Below are 18098 nucleotides of genomic sequence, written 5' to 3'. Positions count from 1 at the left end.
AGCGCCGGGGTCTCGCCCGGGAATGCGGGCCAGATGGCCGGCGCACTCGTGCCTGGAAAGCGCCAATGGTAGACGACGTCCTGACTGACGAGAACGGTCGCGACAAACAGGGCGTCGAAGCTGGTGTCCGCAAGATCATCCACATCGACATGGATGCCTTCTATGCATCGGTCGAACAGCGGGACAATCCAGAACTGCGCGGCAAACCGGTGGCCGTCGGCGGATCGGCGGCGCGCGGTGTCGTGGCGGCAGCCAGTTATGAGGCGCGCGCCTTCGGCGTCCACTCGGCGCTCGCCTCGGTCACTGCCAAACGCCGCTGTCCCGATCTCATCTTTGTGAGGCCGCGCTTTGACGTCTATCGGGCGGTATCGCAGCAAATCCGCGAAATCTTCGCCGAGCACACCGACCTGATCGAACCGTTGTCGCTCGATGAGGCTTACCTCGACGTCACGACAAACAAGCACAACATCGCCATAGCCACCGAAATCGCAGCGCTGATCCGCGCGCGCATCAAGGAGGTGACAGGCCTCAATGCGTCAGCCGGCGTTTCCTATTGCAAATTCCTTGCAAAAATGGCGAGCGATCTGAACAAACCCAACGGCCAGGCTGTCATCACGCCGAAGCATGGACCGGCTTTTGTCGAGGCGCTGGCGGTGAAGAAATTCCACGGCGTCGGACCCGCGACGGCGGCGAAGATGGAAAGGCTGGGTATCCTGACGGGTTCGGATCTGAGGGCGTGTTCCTTGCCGTTCCTGCAGGAGAATTTCGGCAAGGCGGGTTCGTGGTACTACCGCATCGCCCGCGGGATCGACGATCGGCCTGTCCAGCCCGACCGGCCGCGCAAATCGATCGGTGCGGAAGACACCTTTGCCACGGACTTTGTGGCGTTTGAGCCTGCCAAGGCTGAGTTGTCGCCGCTGGCGGCAAAGGTCTGGCAATATTGCGAGTCTCGCGATTTCTCTGGCAAGACCGTGACACTGAAGATCAAATATGCCGACTTCCAGATCATCACACGCAGCAGGACACTTGTCGCTCCCGTGACGAGCGAAGCGCAACTGATCGAACTGGCGGTCGGCTTGTTGGCCGGAACATTTCCGACACGCAAAGGCATCCGCCTGCTCGGGATCACCCTGTCTTCCCTCGTCGCCGCACCCAACCAGCAGCCGCAGCTCTCCTTCGGCCTCTAAGGAACGCGCCCGAGATACCCAGGGCGGGGCGAAGGTTCTGTACCACAGCGCACGCTGCCCGTGTCGTATGTGTCCATAGGATCGGCGCTCCCGGCTTCCCGGTCCATCGCATTGTCGCGCCGCAACACCATCGCCAACCCGACCAGAGCCACCACAAAGATCGGCACACCGGTGAGCACCAGCAAGCCGATTTCGCCGCCGAACATCTGATCGTTCTGGAACATCAGGTACTCCTAGTGCAGCGCACTTTCCGGCCGGGCAGTCTCCTTGGTATTCTCCGTGCCGACCGGCAGACCGTCGGCGCCGGCTTGCTGCGCCACCGGACCTTTGCCTCGTTGCAGGGTCGGGCCGCTATCGCATGCAACAAGAGCGGTCATCATTGCGACCAGAGTGAAAGCTCTCACTGGATTTTCCTCCGCCACAACGAACGGAGCGTATCGATAGAGGTTCCAAATTTATGACATTTGGCAAAGACACCGGCCGCTGCGCACTGCGGCGAGCGGTGGCAACTGGCTTGACGCCTTCTGTGCGCTCGGCCCGTCAAACAATTGGAACCTGCCGATGCAATCGCAGTTAACCAACGCGCACCTGGCGCTGCACTTGAGAGGGAACGATGGCTTCCAGCGTACTTATCGGAATTCTTATAACTTTTCTCGTTATTGTCCTCGTGTTGTATCTCGTCCAGAGACTGCCGATTGAAGGCGGTATACGCCAGATCATCCAGCTCATCGTCATTGTCATCGGCATCATCTCACTGCTGAAATATCTCGCAGTGTTTTGATCCCATTCACCTCGAAAAGGAGCAAAAAATGGCAGACAGCAACAGCACCGCCGAGCAGATCACGAGCGAAGTCCAGGAAGCGCTGGAGAAGCAGATTGCCAGCCTCAAGCGTGAGATCAACAAGATCAACCGGTCGCTGGCCGACCGCGCAGACGACCTTGCCGAGCAGACCAACGGTTTCCTCGATCTGGCTTCGGACAGGGCATCGCGCGCGGCTGAGCAATTGAGGTCGCGCGCTCACTCCGTCTCGGAAGCCGTCAAGGAAAATCCCGGGACCGTTTCCAGCGCAATGCTGATCGGCGGCGCGGTTGGCCTTCTGGTTGGCCTGTTGATCGGCCAGGCCGAGAGCCGACGCCGCTGAACATTCGAGAGGCCGAGTCCATGGATTCGGCCTTTCTTTGCGGGCGTGGGAACAGTACTTCCCGCACGAATTTACAAAGCAGCATAGGCAGGCCATGTCATGAGCGAAATCGAGACCATTCCCACGCTGGATCTCAACCGCTACCTCGGTCGCTGGCATGAAATCTGCCGTCTTCCGCTCAGATGGGAGGGCGAAGCGGCAACCGACATCACCGCTACCTATTCCCTGAAGGAGGACGGGAAAGTTCGCGTCGACAATCGCTGTTTCGACAAGGATGGCCAAGCGACACGGGCTCTCGGCGAAGCGACGCCGGTGGATGATACGAACGCGCGGTTGAAGGTCACTTTTCTCCCAAAGGGTCTACGCTGGCTCCCGTTCACGGATGGGGACTACTGGGTGCTCAAGCTGGACCCCAACTATCAGGTGTCGCTGGTCGGAACACCAAATCGCAAGCATCTGTGGCTGCTTTCTCGAGATTTTTCGCTTCCGCCAGAAATCCGGGGCGCGTATCTGGCAGAAGCCCAGCGCCAGGGTTTCGACCTTGCTGACCTCATCACACCGCAACACACGGGTCGCGTGGTCAGGGATGAGATGCTGGCCAACGACTGAAACGAGTGCTGGCATTGGCCTCGTCGCGTCGGACGTAGCGCTTTAAACGACCTGCTGCTCCAAGTTTCCGGAACGATACCGGTGAACTTCCGTTGGTTCATGAGATTGCCATCTGGCGGTCCAAGAACCAGGAGGAAGAACAATGACCAGATTTCTTTGCGTAAGCGCCGTGGCGTTGGCAGTCATGACCGGTTCGGCTTTGGCCGCCGGCGAGACCGGAACATCGGCGCTCGATAACCCGGAAAAGATGGCGCCCTTCTACACCGACAAGGACATGAAGACCCTCAAGTCCGATGCCGACTTCAAGGCAGCGTGGGAAGCTTTGACCAAGGAAGATCGCGACAGCATGATGAAGGAATGCAGCGGCAAGACGATTGCGGCCGACCACGACAATTTCTGTAAGATGACGAAGCAACTCGGTGGTGCGAACTAGACAGCGGAGCCGCCTCGATTGTGTCTGAATACGCCTCGCGCGCCGCGGCCGGCTGGTGACGCCTCCGGGCGGTCAACAACACCAACCGGCCGCCCTACCCCAAACGGGTGATGCGTCCTGGACAGGCTTGGGTACGATCTTAGCCGGCGCTGGAGCCTAACCGGCGTTAGGCCGGCGCTGCCGCACTTTGGCGCCGGCCGCTCTTTCCCCAAAACTTTTTTTGAACCTGGCATCGCATGATTGCGTTGAGCTGCGGTCCAACTTGCCAGTTGCGCCGCCTTGAGCCCGCTCGAGGAGGCGCCTTTTTTTTGGGCTGGCCGTCGCATATTTCGGGAACGGCGGACGACGCCGATTGTTTATCTCAGGCTGATGGACCTCTCCGTTGGCGATCCGGGCCGGTCCGATGTTGTCCACACTCCATCGGGCCGGTACCGGAACCTTAATGGCCAAGTGGCTTTCGCGCCAGTTCGGTCAATTCAGCCTCATCCCTGACACCGGCTTGATACTGGGCGATGATGCGCGCCGCGCGCTGTTCCCTGTCACAGACGTTCTCGAACTTTGGGCAAGTCGCGGCGAACACCCTGACAAGCATCTCAATCTCGGCGGGCTTGAACACGCCAGCCTCCTCCAGCTTTTGGCGTATGGGCATAGCGCTTCTCCTTTGCCGGTTAAGCCGCCATGCGGCGAAGTCCGGGACGCAAAAACCCTTATGTCAAAAACGTTTGCGGGATGGCAGCGGTTTCAAATTTTTGGAACGGACGTGGGCCCGGCAAGTTGTGTGAGACTGGCACCCACTTCCAATCCGCGCGCCAGTGTCGGCCCGATGCGCTATGTCCCTTCCGCGTCGGGCCGGCGGCTACCTCCAGCAATCTTACGTGTTGTCTGTTGCCCGCACATGCGCGGCGACATACTCGTTCAGCGTCGTGCGGCCACGCTCGAGGTTTTCGAGCGTCGGGCTTTGCTCATCGACAACCGATGCCGTCATGCGGGCATAGGAATGCGCGGCGGCTTCGGAGAAACCCAGTTCCATGAACGTCTCCAGCCATTTTTCGCGCGGCACCGTGGCGACCTGCACGTCGCGGTGCAACGCAGCTGCAAATGCCCGCGCAACATCACCGGCGCTGTAGCGCTGCGGGCCTTCGACATGGCGGAGCTCGGTGTTGTCGACCGGCTCGAGCATCCGGCGAGCGGCCGCCTCGCCGAGATCCGCCGGATCGACCATCGGGAGCGTCATCTCGGCGGCGAAGAAGCTGGGAAGCTTGCCTTCATTTTTCACCGTATCGAGAGACGTCATCCAATTGCTCATGTAATAGGCGCCGCGATTGATCGCGGCCGGAATGGACTGAGCCTTTAGCTTCTCTTCGAACCCGTGGAGCACGGTGAGGTCACCACAGCGCTGACCTGGACGAGCTCCTATCGCCGATGCAGCGACGACCTTCTCCAGCCCGGATCCTTCAAGGGCTTCTACGATTGCTGCAACGGTAGCCCGTTCCTCGACATCGGTATCGCTTGACGGTGCAGCCGGCGGATTGAGCAGGAATGCGCGCTTGCCGGTAAGCAGGACATTGCGCAGTCCAGTGATGTCACGCACGTCCGCGACCGCAATTTCCGCCCCCGCATTTTTCAGGTCAATGCATCGCGCGGCATCACGTGTCACGACGGTCACCGCTTCCCCACGTTTCAGCAAAGTGCGTGCCACCGCCGAGCCAACATGGCCGCTTGCGCCAAGAACAATGTGCAAGATCTCTCTCCTCGGTTTGTAGATTGGGTCTGTTCACAAAACGGGTCGGCGTCCACGCGGTTCCTGCCGATGGGAGGCAGCACCTCCGCGTTATCAAAAAAGCGGCGCATATGTCCGCGCAGGCCGAGAAAGAGACTTTGGAGCCACTGGAGCTCGCTCTCAGGTTCTGTCGATCGCCACACAGAAGAAAGCAGGAACCTCTGGCAACCAGCCGAATTAACGCTCGGAAGGATTTCAAAACGGAGACGATGTGATGAGGATTTTACGTCCGAAGACAGCGATGGTTCCGGTTCTGGCGGCGTTGATGGTGAGTGCCAGTGCAATCGTGGCCGGTGCGCAGGATATGATTGTCACGCCCGAGCAGGACACCGTCATTCACGAATACGTCAAGAAGAAACCGCTGGCGTCGTTGTCCGTGCCAGGGATCGAACTCAATATCGGATCGTCGGTACCAGACACGGTTGAACTGTACAGTTTCGAGGAAGTTCCCGATGTCAGATATCGCTACGTGGTGATCGACGACAGGACCGTCCTTGTCGACCCCGCAACCCGCAGGATCATCAAGGTCTACGACTAGACCGTGCATCCGCCGCCATTCCAGCGAATGGCGGCGGATTTCGTTCGTATCCTTTGCGCCCGCCCGTCGACGTCGTCGACGAACGCTGATTTAAGAACGCGACGCCTTCGCGTTGATCACTCACAGGCTGTCCTTTGAAATTTGCAACCATCCTTTAGGTCGAAGGAGGGTTCCCCTCTCCTTGTCCCATTTCGACCGTCGACGAAGGGATTGAATTTCTGGCCAACTGGTCACCGCCCGATCGCTCGACCTTCTTTCATATGGCCACCATCGCCCTGCATGCGACGAAGGCCGGCAGAAGCTCCATCGAGACCGGTCACGCCGCTTTTCACGATTTCTGCCTGGCCGCCGGCATCCTCGCAGAAGCTCCGGCGACGCCTCGCGCTTCCGCTCATCCTCCAACGATGCGATCAAGCTCGACGCCAACTGCCAAAGGCATCGCAGCCAATGTATGAGATCGATCGATGGAAGTGGGAACTTTGTAACCCTGTCTCGGTTAGCCTGTTAACGAGGTTTATGCGCGTACCAGATCACCAGGAAGGCAAGTCATGACGGCAGAGATTTCCGTGTTGGTGGTCGAGGACGAATTCCTGGTTCGCATGGACGTTGCCGACCAACTTAGGGACGAGGGCTATCGGGTTTTCGAAGCCAAGAACGCCGATGAAGCGGTCAGGCTTCTGGAAACAGAGCCGTCGATCCGGATCCTGTTCACCGATATCGACATGCCCGGCAGCATGGACGGGTTGAAACTGGCGGCGGCCGTGCGGGACCGCTGGCCGCCGGTCAAGATCGTCATCACTTCCGGGCACCGTCAGGTCGACGCCGCCGACATTCCCGAAGGCAGTGTTTTCTATCCGAAGCCCTACCATCACCAGGCCATCGTCGCCTCTTTCCGACAGTTGCTGTCCGAAAACTGAGCCGACAGGCTATCAGCGTCTTGGAGGCGTATTGAATGCCGACCCGGCAAATCGGAGTGCGTTGCCCGTCCATGACGCGCCGCCTGATGGCGGATTAGAACCAAGTTTCTACTGCTGTCTCGCCCACCAAGACCCGCAGCCTTCGGCCGGCAATGGTGTGAAATCATCAGGCGCGTTTGCGCACGGCGGTCGATGCCACAGCGCTGCCAAATGTCGACACAATCGCGTCGAGCGACGCCTTCAACGCGTCGGAAAACACCCTGCCCTTCTGCCAAAGGGCGACATAATGGTAGAGCGCCGACGGTTCGACCGGCTTGGACGCCAGGGCAAATGCTGCGTATTCACGAGCAATAATTTCGTTTGTGATCGCAACGCCGAGCCCCGCCGACACAAATCCGGCTTCGTGGCCGCTGGAATCGTATTCGACAAGGATATCCGGTTCGATCCCTTCGTACCGCAGGGCATTCATGTTCATCTGGTGCGATGCGTGGTGGGGATCGATGTCGACGATCGTTTCCCCTGCCAGATCATGCGCTTCAACCAGTGACAGCTGGGAGAAGCGATGGCTCGGATGAAAGACGCAGACATTGCGCGCGGAGCCCAGCGGGACCCATTCGAACAGGCGCTGGTCGAGTGGCAGTCGCGAAATGCCAAGGTCGGCCCGACCAGCCAGGATATGCTCGCCGATCTGATCATAGGTGCCGGAGATCGTGCGCACGTTGGAGCCGGTCTGCGCGCGGATAGCGGCGACAACCTTCGGCAAGGTGACGAAACCGAACACCGCCGGCGTCGCGATGCCGATGCGTGGCCGTTCTTCGTTCTTCAAGGCGAAGATCGAGGCTTCGAGCCGTTCGATCGCGTTCAGCGCCAGTTCGACGCTGCGCAGCAATTCCCAGGCCTTGTGCAGCGGCAGGATGCGGTTTGATGAGCGCTCGAACAGGGGAAACCCCAGGGTCGCTTCGAGTTGCCTGACGCTCTGGCTGATTGCCGGCTGGCTGATGCCTAGGGCCATGGCGGCGCGTCGGGTGGAACCTGCTCGCAGCACCTCGCGGAAGACCTGGAGTTGCCGCAGTTTCAGTCCGCTATGCGACAACTCCATGTGCCGTGTCCCTCAAGGTTCCGGATCGAGCCAACGGTGTCGCGACGGGCAGCATTCCGCGCCGTGAATGCCGCAAGGGTTGAAACAACTCCAAACTCGAATCCATCACCCTATAGTCACTATAGTGACTGGTAAAGTGAGCCGATTGCTCATCGCTATGCGCGCATGCGGCTGGCGGAGATCTTCGGGGCAAATGTGCGCAGCGTCCGCCTGCAACGCGGCATGACGCTGGAGACACTCGCGACGGAAGCCGATCTTGCCTACAGCTACATGGGCGGCATCGAACGCGGGCAAAGGAACCCGAGCCTCAGCGTCATGGAACGGATTTCGAGCGTGCTGGAGAGCGACCTCCACACCTTGCTGCGCCCCATGGTTTCAGACCGGTAGCGTCTGCCTCTGACGGTTCCTGGACGGCCAACACCGCGCCACGGCCGCCTTGTCCGGCTGACATTTCCCGCACCCGGAGCCATCAATCCGATTTTCAAAGTATATAACCATTATTTATAGAAAAAATAATGCAAGTTATAGATTGAATGAATTTTATAACCGCTTAACCTGTCGCAATACACATTATTTAACCTTCGATTACTCGAAATAATATCGACAACCATGGATTAAAACCCAAGGAACAGCTTGATATATTTTCGAGATCGACTGGACAACAGGACACGATCTATACATGCATGGTTTCGCCAACCAGTTTGCGAACGCATTCCTGGTCACGACAGGGCTCGCTTTGGTCAGCGGCTTCCTTGGAACGGCCCTTGGTTTGTCGATGGCGATCGCCCGCACCGCCAACCAGACGGCCGCCGCCAGATTGATCACCGCTTATACCACGGTCGTCCGGGGCGTTCCCGAGCTTGTCATCATCCTGCTCATCTATTTCGGCGGAACGGCATTCGCGACCGGCCTCGCGGGGCGTTACGTCGAGATCAACGCCTTCACCGCGGGCGTGATCGCTCTCACGGTGGTGTTCAGCGGGTATGCGACCGAGGTGTTTCGCGGCGCGATCGCGGCAATCCCCGCAGGCCAGGCGGAGGCGGCGAAATCGCTCGGCCTCAGCGCATGGCAACGCTGGCTCTTCGTCATTGCCCCGCAGATGTGGCGGTTCGCCCTGCCGGCCTATGGCAATCTGTGGATCTCGCTTTTCAAGGACACGGCGCTGGTTTCGGTCATCGGGCTGACCGACATCATGCGCGTGGCCTTTGTCGGTGCCGGCTCGATGCGCGCGCCACTGGCATTCTACCTGTCGGCCTCGGCCTGCTATCTCGCCCTCACCACTCTGACGCTTCTCACCATACGGGTTGCCGAACGCCGCTACCCGGCCCTGGGCAGGTAGGATCCGAGGATGGAACCCGGCACGATACTCGAAGCTGCCATGGTCCTGTCATCAGGGCTGAAGCTGACGCTCACCTTGACCGTCCTTGCCTTGGCCGCAGGTTTTGTCGTCTCGGTACCCCTGGCGTTCATCCGCGCCTTCGCGCGGCCGAAACTGTCGCTTGCCGTGCTCTCCTATACTTATGTGTTTCGCGGCACGCCGCTGCTGGTTCAGCTCTTCCTGCTCTATTATGGCCTCGGCCAGATCGCGGCGGTGCGGGCGAGTGTTTTCTGGATTGTCCTGCGCGATCCCTTCTGGTGCGCCCTGCTGGCCTTTTCGGTGAACAGTGCCGCGCACACCACGGAGATTCTCTGCCGGGGCCTACAGTCCGTACCGAAAGGCACGATCGAGGCGGCGGCGGCACTCGGACTTACGCGCTTCCAGGTCGCCCGGCTCGTGACGTTTCCGATTGCATTCAGGATTTCGCTGCCGGCCTATGGCAACGAGGTCGTCGGCATGATCAAGGCAACCTCGCTGGCAAGCACCGTGACCCTGCTGGAGGTAACCGGCATGGCCCGGCGCATGGTCTCGGAAACCTTCGCACCCTACGAGATCTTCGTCGTCGCCGGGTTGATCTACCTGCTGCTGACATCGATCGCCGTCAAGGCGACGCGGCTGCTTGAAGTCCACCTGTCGAGCGAAAGACGACCGAAGCGGCGCGCATTGCGCATCCATCCGGCTCACGCGCCCTAGCGTCAGCCCGCATCCCCGACCAACCAGCAACCACAAGAGGTGTCTCATGCGCATAGCCATGGCCAGCGCTCTGCTTTGCATTGCCCTAGTTCCGGCAACAGCAGTCCATGCCCAAGACCAGCATTCGATAACGATCGCCACCGAAGGAGCTTCGCCCCCTTGGGACGGAACCGATGCCAATGGCGAGCTCTACGGCTATGACGTCGATGTCGGTCTCGAATTGTGCCGGCGCATCGCCATCAAGTGCAAGTTTGTCGCCCAGGATTGGGATGGCATCATACCAGCGCTGCTTGTCGGCAAGTACGACGTCATCATGTCGGGCATGGCAATTACCGAGAAGCGCAAGAAATCGATCGCCTTTTCGGTTCCCTACGCCGCCGGGTACAACCAGTTCATCGTGCGCAAGGCGCTGGCCCTCGACCCCGGCGACGTCAGGCAAAAGCTCAGCCTCACTGCGCCAGGGACAACTGAGAAGGCTGTGATCGAGCGTCTGCGATTGCAACTTGGCGGCAAGACGATCGGCGTGCTGCGCTCCTCCAACTCAGAGGCCGTGCTGAAGGAGCTGTTCGGCGATGTCGTGACACTGCGCAGCTACGATAGCCTCGACAATCTCAAGCTTGATATCGCAGCCGAGCGTGTGGACGGCGGGCTTGCCGACTATTTCACCTGGCGCGATTTCCTTGAAACGCCGGAAGGCCACGCGGCCGTCTTCTTTGGACCACAGGTGAATGGTGGCCTTTGGGGACCGGGTGTCGGCGCGGGGATGCGCAAGGACGACACCGACCTGATAGCGCGCTTCGACAAAGCCATCGCGGCGGCGGTCGAAGACGGAACGATCAAGGCACTGAGCCAGAAATGGTTCAAGACCGACATTTCGCCGGCGTCGACCAAATAGGACCGGCGTTTCTCCGTGACGGGCGCACCAGCGCCCCTGATCTCCAACCCCTGGCGAGTTCGATGATGAGTTCTTTTCGTGTGGCCCTGACGGGCCAGTCGCTGATCAAGAAGGATGTGCGGCACATCCGGCAGGAACAGTTCTGGGAGGTCCTGGACCTCCTCAAACAGGCCGATGTGGTGTTCACCAACTTCGAATCGACAATCCTTGGCCAATATGGGGGATGGCCAACCAAGGGCAGATATTTCGACTATTCACGGCCGGAGGTCCTCGACACGTTGCAGTCGATGGGGTTCAACACACTCGCTTTGGCCAACAACCACGCCTTCGACCTCGGACCGGCCGGGATCCTGTCGACACTGAGTGAAGTGTGGTCACGCGGCTTTCTGCATGCGGGCATCGGTACCGACGAAACGGACGCGACGAAGCCCGGACGTCGGCAGTTTGGCGGCCGCAACGTCACGCTGTTTGCGATGGATGCCGGCCCCGGGCCGGCCAATATGTATGCCGAAAACCGAACTGCGTCCCGACCATCGCGCCCTGGCGTGAACCGGCTGAAGACCCTGCGCACGGTTGGCGTGCCGGTCGAGACGTTTCGCAGTCTGGGCATGCTGAGCGAAGATCTGCGGACGTCGCCGATTGAATTGGTGAATTACGTGCAGCCTGACGATCCGGTGCCAGCACGCGACGAGAGCGAGCTCAATTTCTATGGCACCCTCTTCAGACAGGCAGCCGACTTTGGCCGCTTCGTTGAAGTCGACCGGGACAATCTCGACCAGCATCTCTCCGCGATGCGGCGGGCGGCGGGGCGTGGCGACTTCGTCATCGCTTATCTGCATCACCATCATTGGGAGGCAGGATGGCAGGACGTGCCTGCCTGGGTTCAGGACTTTGCGCGCAGTTGCATCGATGCCGGAGCCGATCTCTTCGTCAGCCATGGCGCCCCGGTTCTCCAGGCACTGGAAATCTACAATTCCTGCCCGATCTTCTACGGGCTTGGAAATTTCCTCTTCCATGTGCCGCCGGAAGAAACCGAGTGGAGCGCTCCGGAGGTCTGGCAAAGCATCGTCGCCACATGCCGCTATGCCGCAGACGGAGCACTCGACGGCATCGACCTGCTTCCCATCGTATTGGGCGACTGCGATGGGGCGACAGAGACCGGCACCAGCAACCGGCTGGTTCCGCTTGCCGCGACCGGGAGCGTCGCAGCCGCGATCCTGGAGGGTTTCGCCGCGCGGTCGCGAAGGTTCGGCACCGAAATCGCAGTCTCGGCCGCATCGGCTTGCGTCTCGATCGATCCACCCCTGCGGGCAGGAAAGGAACCGATCGGGAGGACGCGCTGATGCGCTCTTGGTTCTATCCTGGCCTTTTCTCACCCCTGCCCGCGGCGCCGGCCGGCCTTTTGCATTGGCCAAGGCGAAAAATTGGAACGTCTTTCGCGCGATCTGCTTTCGTCTCCTATCAGCATGGAGACGAAGTTTTTGGCGCGTCAGGCTTTCTGGAAGGGTTACCTCAAACTGTCCCTCGTGACCTGCCCCGTCGCGATGACGCCGGTGGTCTCCAGCAGTGAGCAGATCCGTTTTCACACGATCAATCGCAAGAGCGGCCGTCGCGTCAGAAGCCAGTATTTCGACGCGGAAACCGGCAAAGCGGTTGCCGAGGACGATGAAGCCAAGGGCTATGAGGTCGAGGAAGGAAAACTGATTGTCTTCACGGACAAGGAGCTGGAGGCCGTCGCCCTTGAAAGCACCCGGACCATCGACATCGAGACCTTCGTTCCCGTCGAGTCGATCGACTGGATCTGGTACGACCGGCCCTACCTGCTCGTGCCAGATGACAAGGTTGGCGCGGAGGCCTTCGCGGTGATCCGCGAGGCCATGAAGTCGACCAGCATGGCAGGCATAGCAAGACTTGTGATCGCCAATCGCGAACGCGCGGTCCTGTTACGCTCACGCGACAAAGGCATTTTCGTTTGGACCCTGCGCTATGGCGACGAAGTCCGCGACGCGGCGGATTATTTTGGCGAAATCGACAGCGGAAAGATCGGCGAGAAAACGCTGAAGTCGATGCGCAGGGCCATTGCGAAAGAGACCGCTGCCTGGAACCCGAAATTTTCCCGCGACCAGTTGCAGGACCGCTTGAGCAAGCTCATCAAGAAGCGCGCGGCCGACGCGAAGAAATCGGCGAAGGCACACAAGACCTCCAAACCGGGGACGGCCAGCAACGTCATTTCCATAACCGACGCCCTGCGGGCCAGTCTTGCCAAGGAAAAACAGAAAGCGCGGTGAACTTTTATGCAGACACGTCGTGACGCGCAGACGCTGCTGACGGTGGCAGCGATCTTTGGAGCGATCAGCATTGCCTGGATCGTCATACTGTTGAGGGCCGGTTGGTTCTAGGCGTCACTTCGGTTCATACTGCCAGACCGTGTCTTCGGCAGGAATTGCGTCCGACAACTTCACTTCCATCGGCACTTCCATCGGCGCAGTATCGGCCGTCGCCGTTTACGTTTTCGCGGCCCGGCGCAAAGCAGGAATGGCGTCCTCCAACGGCCTTTCGCCATCGCAGTAATCCGACCAGGCGGAAGTCTTGGAAAGCAGGCCCGGCACCGTGCGCATGGTGAAACGCTTTGGGTCGAGGTTCTTTCTGACCTGGCTCCATGTCAGCGGCATCGAGACTGTCGCGCCATCCCGGGCGCGCGGCGACAATGGCGCGACCGCGGTCGCCATCCTGTCGTTACGCAGGTAGTCGAGAAAGATCCGCCCCTGTCGAAGCTTCTTCGACATCTTGGTCAGATAGCGATCCGGGCGTTCGGAAGCCATGACCATGCAAACAGCATGCGCGAACGCCTTGGCTTCGTCCCAGGTGGGTTTCCGGCGCTTTCCCACCTTGAGCGGCGTAACCACGTGCAAACCCTTGCCGCCAGTGGTCTTGCAGAACGCGACGAGGTGCAGCCGTTCGAGCTGTTCCTTCAATTCGTGCGCGGCTTCGACAACAAGGTCGAACGGCACGTCGGGTGCAGGATCGATGTCGAACACCAGGCGACCCGGAACTTCAGGTTGATACGGTTCGCAGTTCCACGGATGCAGTTCGACCGCGCCGAGTTGCGCGACGGCTGCCAGGCCTTCGACCTTGTCGATTTCCAGATAGGGTTGGCGGTCACCGGAAACCTCGACCCGCTCAAGCAGGTTGGACGTGCCGGGCATGGCGTGACGCTGGAAGAATTTCTCCCCATTGATGCCATCCGGCGCGCGAATGATCGAGCACGGACGACCGCGGATATGGTCGATCATCCAAGGCCCGACGGCCTCATAATAGCGTGCCAGATCTTCCTTGGTAATTTCCTTGGTTCCGGTCTCGGCAGGCCATAACACCTTGTCAGGGCTCGAAATCAGGACACCCATGACATTTGCTTTGCCGCCGCGCCGCGATGAACGCGATGTCGCAGGCGCAGGCTCGACAAGTTCCGTATCCGGATCCGCGGGCTTTTCCGCCTCGACATCGCCGGCGGGTTTGTCTTCGCGCAGGCCTTTGTAGGCGGCCTGTCGTACCAGGCCGTCGGCTGTCCATCCGGCAAATTCAATTTCAGCGACCAGGTCAGGCTTGACCCAGACGACCGTGTCGCCGCGCTTGGACACCAGTCCGCCGGTGAAGGGCGATTGGGACGTCTCCAACGGCTTGAGGGCCGCAAGCAGCACTTCGGCCTTTTTCCCGCCGAAGCCCGTGCCGACGCGGCCCGTGTAGACAAAGTTCTTGCCGCGATGCACGCCGACCAGAAGGGAGCGGAAGCGCCCTTGCGTGGTGGCGTATCCACCGATGACGACTTCATGTCCTGCGCGGCATTTGGACTTTGCCCAGCTCGTCGATCGTCCCGAAAAATAAGGAGCTTTCGCCTCCTTCGAAATGATACCTTCCAGCGAGAGGCGACAGGCGGATCGCAGGACCGCGTCACCGCCGGTGTCGAAATGCTCGACGAAACGGATGTTATCGCTGTCGTCGAAGCCAGAAAGCAGTTGCTGCAGGCGCGCCTTGCGCTCGATCAGAACAAGGGATCGCAAATCCTCTTTGCCATCGAAAAGCAGATCGAAGGCGAAATAAACAAGGTCTCCCGTCTTGCCTTCGCTGAGCGCTGCCTGCAGCGCCGCAAAATCGGGGGCGCCGTTGTGATCGAGCGCGCAGATTTCACCGTCGATGATCGCATCCGGCAGATCTTTTGCGGCGGCAGCGATGGCCGGATACCGACCGGTCCAGTCGAGGTCCTTGCGGGTCTTGAGCGTCACCTTGCCGTCCAAGATGCGCATCTGGATGCGGTAGCCATCGAACTTGATTTCATGCAGCCAGCCCTTGCCGTTCGGAGGGCGCGACAGCGTCTGGCAAAGCTGTGGTTCGATGAATGCAGGTATTTCGGAATGTGAGCCCGTCTTACCGCGTGCGGCTTGGCGGTTCTGCGCGGCTAGCCCGGTCTTGCTGTCCCAGACAGCGTCGGCTTCGAGGGCATTTGCCGCAAGCATGAAAGGTCTGGGTCTGCGGCCCTTGCCGGATTTGATCTCATCCATCGAGCGACCGGATGCCACCGAGGTCGCATTGTCTTCGAGAACGGCTGTGCCGTCCTTCTCGACTGATGTCTCGTCGCGATGCTTGATCAACAGCCAGTTGTTGCGCTTGCCCTTGAAGCGATCGCCGTCCATCCGCACCAGGACGAAGCTGCCTTTGAGGCGTTTGCCATCAAGCTGGAACTTGAGGTCGCCTTGTCGAAGCTGTTGCTCGATCGAACCTTTGCCTTCTGGTTCCCAGTAGCCGCGGTCCCACAGCATGACGGTGCCACCACCATACTGTCCCTTCGGAATGGTGCCCTCGAAATCGCCATAGTCCAGCGGATGGTCCTCGACTTCGACGGCCAGGCGCTTGTCATGCGGGTCGAGCGACGGCCCTTTGGTCACCGCCCAGGATTTAAAGACCCCACCCAGCTCAAGCCGGAAATCGTAGTGGAGGCGGCTTGCATCGTGTTTCTGGATCACGAAGCGTAGTCGGTTCGATGCTTTCACATCAACGCTGCCGCTCGGCTCTTGGGTCGCTTCGAAATTCCGCTTCGCTTTGTAAGTAGACAGTTTGTCGGCTGGCACGTTCCACCTCGCTCTGTTGCGAGAACTGCCAATGTCCAATGCGAAAGGAACGGCTCGGGTTCCGGTTTTTGGCCGTCTTACAAGTCAATCGTCAGGAACAAGGCGACACCGGCAATGGTCGCGTATCCGCCGATTGGAAAAGCGGCCTTTGGAAAAGCCCTGCGGAACTCTGAACAGACAGGAAGCCTTTTTCCCGGTTTCTCTTCCTGGCCAACGAAACGGCAGACGAGCACCTTGTCCCGTCCGACCTGCAGCGCCCTCTCCCCTGCTCGACCACAATTTTTCGGAACACGTCGCATTCTGAAGGGTTGCTGGAGTCGATCTCCAACGCGAGACGAAGGAGCCGATCATGCCGCGTGGTGAAAAATCAAAATACACCGACAGGCAGGAACGCAAGGCCGATCATATCGCCGACAGCTATGAAAAGCGTGGCGTTTCGGAACAGGAAGCCGAACGCCGCGCGTGGGCCACGGTCAACAAGGACGACGGTGGCGGCAAGAAGGAAGGTGGTTCGGGGCGCGGCAAACGCACCGGCCATCCGGCAGCCCACAAGGGCGGGGAAAAAGGCGGCGAAGCTTCCGCGTCACGAACGAAGGCGCAACGCTGATCAGCACGCCCATCACTGATGGCGAAGCGACCCTCCCTTCGCCATTGTTCCACAACACCAACTCACACGAGACCGCACCATGGCCAATGAACAGGAATTTGCTGAGACGTTCTGGAACTCGTTTCAATCCGACATGACCGCCATGGTTGGGACAAAAGCGGTTCATCCGAAACCGATGACTGCGCAATTCGATGACGATAGCAGGACAGTCTATTTCTTCACCGCGAAAGATACCGACCTTGCCGAAAATGCGTCCACACCGACGCCTGCCACTTTGATCTATGCGGCAAAAGGGCACGACATCTTCGCAACAGTCGAGGGCACCCTGAAAACAGACAACGATCGCAGCCGGATCGATCGCCTTTGGAACCGCTACGTGGCTGCCTGGTTTGAGGGCGGCAAGGACGATCCTCGACTGTGCCTGCTCGCTTTCGAGCCGGGGCAAGCCGAAATCTGGAAAGATGCCTCAAGCGTCGTCGCCGGCGTGAAGCTTTTTCTCGGCATGGGCGATCCGAAAGAGGACTATCGGGACAAGGTTGCGACTGTGCGCCTCGACTAACTGCAGTCTCGTTGCGCCATGCCACGGCTTGGCTCGACGCTCTTGCGACAGTCCAGATATCATCATGTGGCGAGGAATGACGCCCGATGAACGTAGCCAATCTTCAGATCGAAGGGTTGTTGATGGCCGTTGCAGCCATCAATAGCGAACTGGTTCGCAAAGGCCTGATCTCTGTCGAGGAGATCGATCTCGCCTTGCGCAAGATCGAAGCATCCCTCACGGGCGACGAACACCTTTTCGAGGATATGTCGCCGTCGAACCGGGATGCGGTCTGCTTTCCCGTGCGGTTGCTCAGGCTCGCCAACACTGAGTCACGCAGGGCAACGCTGCCAACGTTTTCTGAACTCGCCAAGCAGGTTGGTCGGACCAAGGAGCCTTACAACGACCAAATGTGAGGTTGTGGTTGTCGAAAGAAGGAACGACAGAATTGCGCACGGCAAGCATCCTGACACATTTGGGAACGGCAACTGCCCGTCCATGGGCATTTCTGGTCCTGGTCGGCTATGCTGCGTTGTGGCTCACCTTCGAGCGGGAGACTTTTGACTGGCATGGATTTGCCACGCTGGCGACATGGGCCATGACACTCTTCATTCAGCGAGCAGAGCATCGCGACACACAGGCGCTGCAGGCGAAGCTGGATGAGTTGTTGCGCGCCAACTCCAAAGCCAAAGATCAATTGACCACGATCGATGAAGAGGAGCCGGAAGAGATCGAACGGCAACGCAGGGAGCAACACCGCTAGCCGTGCACACCGGTGCGTGCGTGGCGCGCAGCTCAGGCGCACCCGGTTGCGTTGTTTCAGAGACGCCTGTGCCATCGTTTACGCAAGGCACACCAGGGTGCGAGCACCACCGACCCCAGAGGCCTGCGTCAGCGGCTATGGTAAACCCGACATCATCGAATGCCGAAAGGTACTCGGCATGGCAAGCATGCGCCCCTCCTCGTCAGTGACGGTGAGTGGCGGATACATGCCGGCGCGCCCTTGCCCGCTCCGAGACCGAACCCGGCCGCTCAACGATGTCAAAATCGTCCGGCACGCTGTCGACCAACTCCCGACCAACGCGGTACGCCCAGTAGCCAAACACGATGGTGGCCAAAATCCGTAGCATTTGCTCCTCCTTGAGCGTTGTTGAGAGTG

At 59.7% G+C, this 18098-nt stretch carries 24 protein-coding genes; 17 read left to right on the top strand and 7 right to left on the bottom strand.

Annotation, left to right across the window (positions count from 1 at the left end; genetic code table 11):
- The first annotated feature begins 65 nt into the window (after positions 1–65).
- The gene (dinB, locus tag C1M53_RS15970; RefSeq protein ID WP_129413131.1) at positions 66–1187 is read left to right on the top strand and encodes a DNA polymerase IV; all 1122 of its coding nucleotides are present in this window, start codon (positions 66–68) and stop codon (positions 1185–1187) included.
- Here the strand turns inward: dinB and C1M53_RS15965 are convergent.
- Entirely contained in the window at positions 1184–1411 is a 228-nt protein-coding gene (locus C1M53_RS15965; RefSeq protein WP_129413130.1) for a hypothetical protein, read from the bottom strand. The two genes, dinB and C1M53_RS15965, sit on opposite strands and share 4 nt — an antisense overlap.
- A gap of 9 nt (positions 1412–1420) precedes the next feature.
- Positions 1421–1591: a hypothetical protein gene (locus tag C1M53_RS31740; RefSeq protein ID WP_165358156.1), complete on the bottom strand. Its 171-nt coding sequence runs from the start codon at positions 1589–1591 to the stop codon at positions 1421–1423.
- Positions 1592–1800: 209 nt separating this feature from the next.
- Between C1M53_RS31740 and C1M53_RS15960 the strand changes: the two genes are divergently transcribed.
- From C1M53_RS15960 to C1M53_RS15945, 4 genes are all read left to right on the top strand, one after another.
- Positions 1801–1968, top strand: a complete 168-nt coding sequence (locus C1M53_RS15960; RefSeq protein ID WP_129413129.1) for a Thivi_2564 family membrane protein — start codon at positions 1801–1803, stop codon at positions 1966–1968.
- Positions 1969–1996: 28 nt separating this feature from the next.
- Complete coding sequence (locus tag C1M53_RS15955) at positions 1997–2329, top strand: hypothetical protein (RefSeq protein ID WP_129413128.1); 333 nt, start codon at positions 1997–1999, stop codon at positions 2327–2329.
- Between the two features lie 99 nt (positions 2330–2428).
- Positions 2429–2938, top strand: coding sequence for a lipocalin family protein (locus C1M53_RS15950; RefSeq protein WP_129413127.1), 510 nt, complete (start codon positions 2429–2431; stop codon positions 2936–2938).
- A gap of 142 nt (positions 2939–3080) precedes the next feature.
- Positions 3081–3371: a hypothetical protein gene (locus tag C1M53_RS15945; protein ID WP_129413126.1), complete on the top strand. Its 291-nt coding sequence runs from the start codon at positions 3081–3083 to the stop codon at positions 3369–3371.
- Between the two features lie 439 nt (positions 3372–3810).
- Here C1M53_RS15945 and C1M53_RS15940 read toward each other — a convergent pair whose 3' ends face one another.
- Both C1M53_RS15940 and C1M53_RS15935 read right to left on the bottom strand, forming a co-directional pair.
- On the bottom strand, positions 3811–4020 hold the full coding sequence (locus tag C1M53_RS15940; protein ID WP_129413125.1) for a hypothetical protein: 210 nt from the start codon (positions 4018–4020) through the stop codon (positions 3811–3813).
- Between the two features lie 222 nt (positions 4021–4242).
- A complete protein-coding gene (locus tag C1M53_RS15935) occupies positions 4243–5112 on the bottom strand; it encodes an NAD(P)H-binding protein (protein ID WP_129413124.1) in 870 nt (289 codons plus the stop codon).
- A gap of 304 nt (positions 5113–5416) precedes the next feature.
- On the opposite strand from C1M53_RS15935, the gene C1M53_RS15930 reads away from it, so the two are divergent.
- Both C1M53_RS15930 and C1M53_RS15925 read left to right on the top strand, forming a co-directional pair.
- Positions 5417–5689, top strand: coding sequence for a DUF1236 domain-containing protein (locus tag C1M53_RS15930; RefSeq protein WP_245488611.1), 273 nt, complete (start codon positions 5417–5419; stop codon positions 5687–5689).
- 548 nt (positions 5690–6237) lie between these two features.
- Entirely contained in the window at positions 6238–6606 is a 369-nt protein-coding gene (locus C1M53_RS15925) for a response regulator (RefSeq protein ID WP_129413123.1), read from the top strand.
- A 166-nt stretch (positions 6607–6772) separates the two neighbouring features.
- Here the strand turns inward: C1M53_RS15925 and C1M53_RS15920 are convergent, their stop codons facing one another.
- Positions 6773–7705: a LysR family transcriptional regulator gene (locus C1M53_RS15920; protein WP_129413122.1), complete on the bottom strand. Its 933-nt coding sequence runs from the start codon at positions 7703–7705 to the stop codon at positions 6773–6775.
- 165 nt (positions 7706–7870) lie between these two features.
- Between C1M53_RS15920 and C1M53_RS15915 the strand changes: the two genes are divergently transcribed.
- From C1M53_RS15915 to C1M53_RS15890, 6 genes are all read left to right on the top strand, one after another.
- A complete protein-coding gene (locus C1M53_RS15915; RefSeq protein ID WP_129413121.1) occupies positions 7871–8092 on the top strand; it encodes a helix-turn-helix domain-containing protein in 222 nt (73 codons plus the stop codon).
- A gap of 292 nt (positions 8093–8384) precedes the next feature.
- Positions 8385–9044, top strand: coding sequence for an ABC transporter permease subunit (locus tag C1M53_RS15910; protein ID WP_129413120.1), 660 nt, complete (start codon positions 8385–8387; stop codon positions 9042–9044).
- A 9-nt stretch (positions 9045–9053) separates the two neighbouring features.
- A complete protein-coding gene (locus C1M53_RS15905) occupies positions 9054–9776 on the top strand; it encodes an ABC transporter permease subunit (protein WP_129413119.1) in 723 nt (240 codons plus the stop codon).
- 46 nt (positions 9777–9822) lie between these two features.
- The gene (locus C1M53_RS15900) at positions 9823–10671 is read left to right on the top strand and encodes a transporter substrate-binding domain-containing protein (RefSeq protein ID WP_129413118.1); all 849 of its coding nucleotides are present in this window, start codon (positions 9823–9825) and stop codon (positions 10669–10671) included.
- A 62-nt stretch (positions 10672–10733) separates the two neighbouring features.
- Positions 10734–12014 carry a CapA family protein gene (locus C1M53_RS15895; RefSeq protein ID WP_129413117.1) on the top strand — a complete coding sequence of 427 codons (1281 nt, stop codon included), beginning with the start codon at positions 10734–10736 and terminating at the stop codon, positions 12012–12014.
- A 138-nt stretch (positions 12015–12152) separates the two neighbouring features.
- Positions 12153–12959 (top strand): Ku protein, encoded by an 807-nt coding sequence (locus C1M53_RS15890; protein ID WP_129413116.1) that lies wholly within the window; start codon positions 12153–12155, stop codon positions 12957–12959.
- Positions 12960–13175: 216 nt separating this feature from the next.
- Here C1M53_RS15890 and ligD read toward each other — a convergent pair whose 3' ends face one another.
- The gene (ligD, locus tag C1M53_RS15885; RefSeq protein WP_129413115.1) at positions 13176–15794 is read right to left on the bottom strand and encodes a DNA ligase D; all 2619 of its coding nucleotides are present in this window, start codon (positions 15792–15794) and stop codon (positions 13176–13178) included.
- A gap of 349 nt (positions 15795–16143) precedes the next feature.
- Between ligD and C1M53_RS15880 the strand changes: the two genes are divergently transcribed.
- From C1M53_RS15880 to C1M53_RS15865, 4 genes are all read left to right on the top strand, one after another.
- Positions 16144–16401 carry a plasmid stabilization protein gene (locus C1M53_RS15880; RefSeq protein WP_129413114.1) on the top strand — a complete coding sequence of 86 codons (258 nt, stop codon included), beginning with the start codon at positions 16144–16146 and terminating at the stop codon, positions 16399–16401.
- Positions 16402–16480: 79 nt separating this feature from the next.
- Positions 16481–16960 (top strand): pyridoxamine 5'-phosphate oxidase family protein, encoded by a 480-nt coding sequence (locus C1M53_RS15875; RefSeq protein ID WP_129413113.1) that lies wholly within the window; start codon positions 16481–16483, stop codon positions 16958–16960.
- A gap of 86 nt (positions 16961–17046) precedes the next feature.
- Positions 17047–17355: a hypothetical protein gene (locus C1M53_RS15870; RefSeq protein WP_129413112.1), complete on the top strand. Its 309-nt coding sequence runs from the start codon at positions 17047–17049 to the stop codon at positions 17353–17355.
- 8 nt (positions 17356–17363) lie between these two features.
- Positions 17364–17702, top strand: coding sequence for a low affinity iron permease family protein (locus C1M53_RS15865; protein WP_245488159.1), 339 nt, complete (start codon positions 17364–17366; stop codon positions 17700–17702).
- Between the two features lie 202 nt (positions 17703–17904).
- On the opposite strand, the gene C1M53_RS31735 is transcribed toward C1M53_RS15865, so the two are convergent.
- Complete coding sequence (locus tag C1M53_RS31735; protein WP_165358155.1) at positions 17905–18069, bottom strand: hypothetical protein; 165 nt, start codon at positions 18067–18069, stop codon at positions 17905–17907.
- Positions 18070–18098: the final 29 nt, after the last annotated feature.

Origin of the sequence: Mesorhizobium sp. Pch-S, from assembly GCF_004136315.1 — a bacterium.
GTDB lineage: Bacteria > Pseudomonadota > Alphaproteobacteria > Rhizobiales > Rhizobiaceae > Mesorhizobium.
The sequence above is the reverse complement of the archived record's forward strand: the minus strand, read 5'-3'. Positions and strand labels throughout refer to the sequence as shown.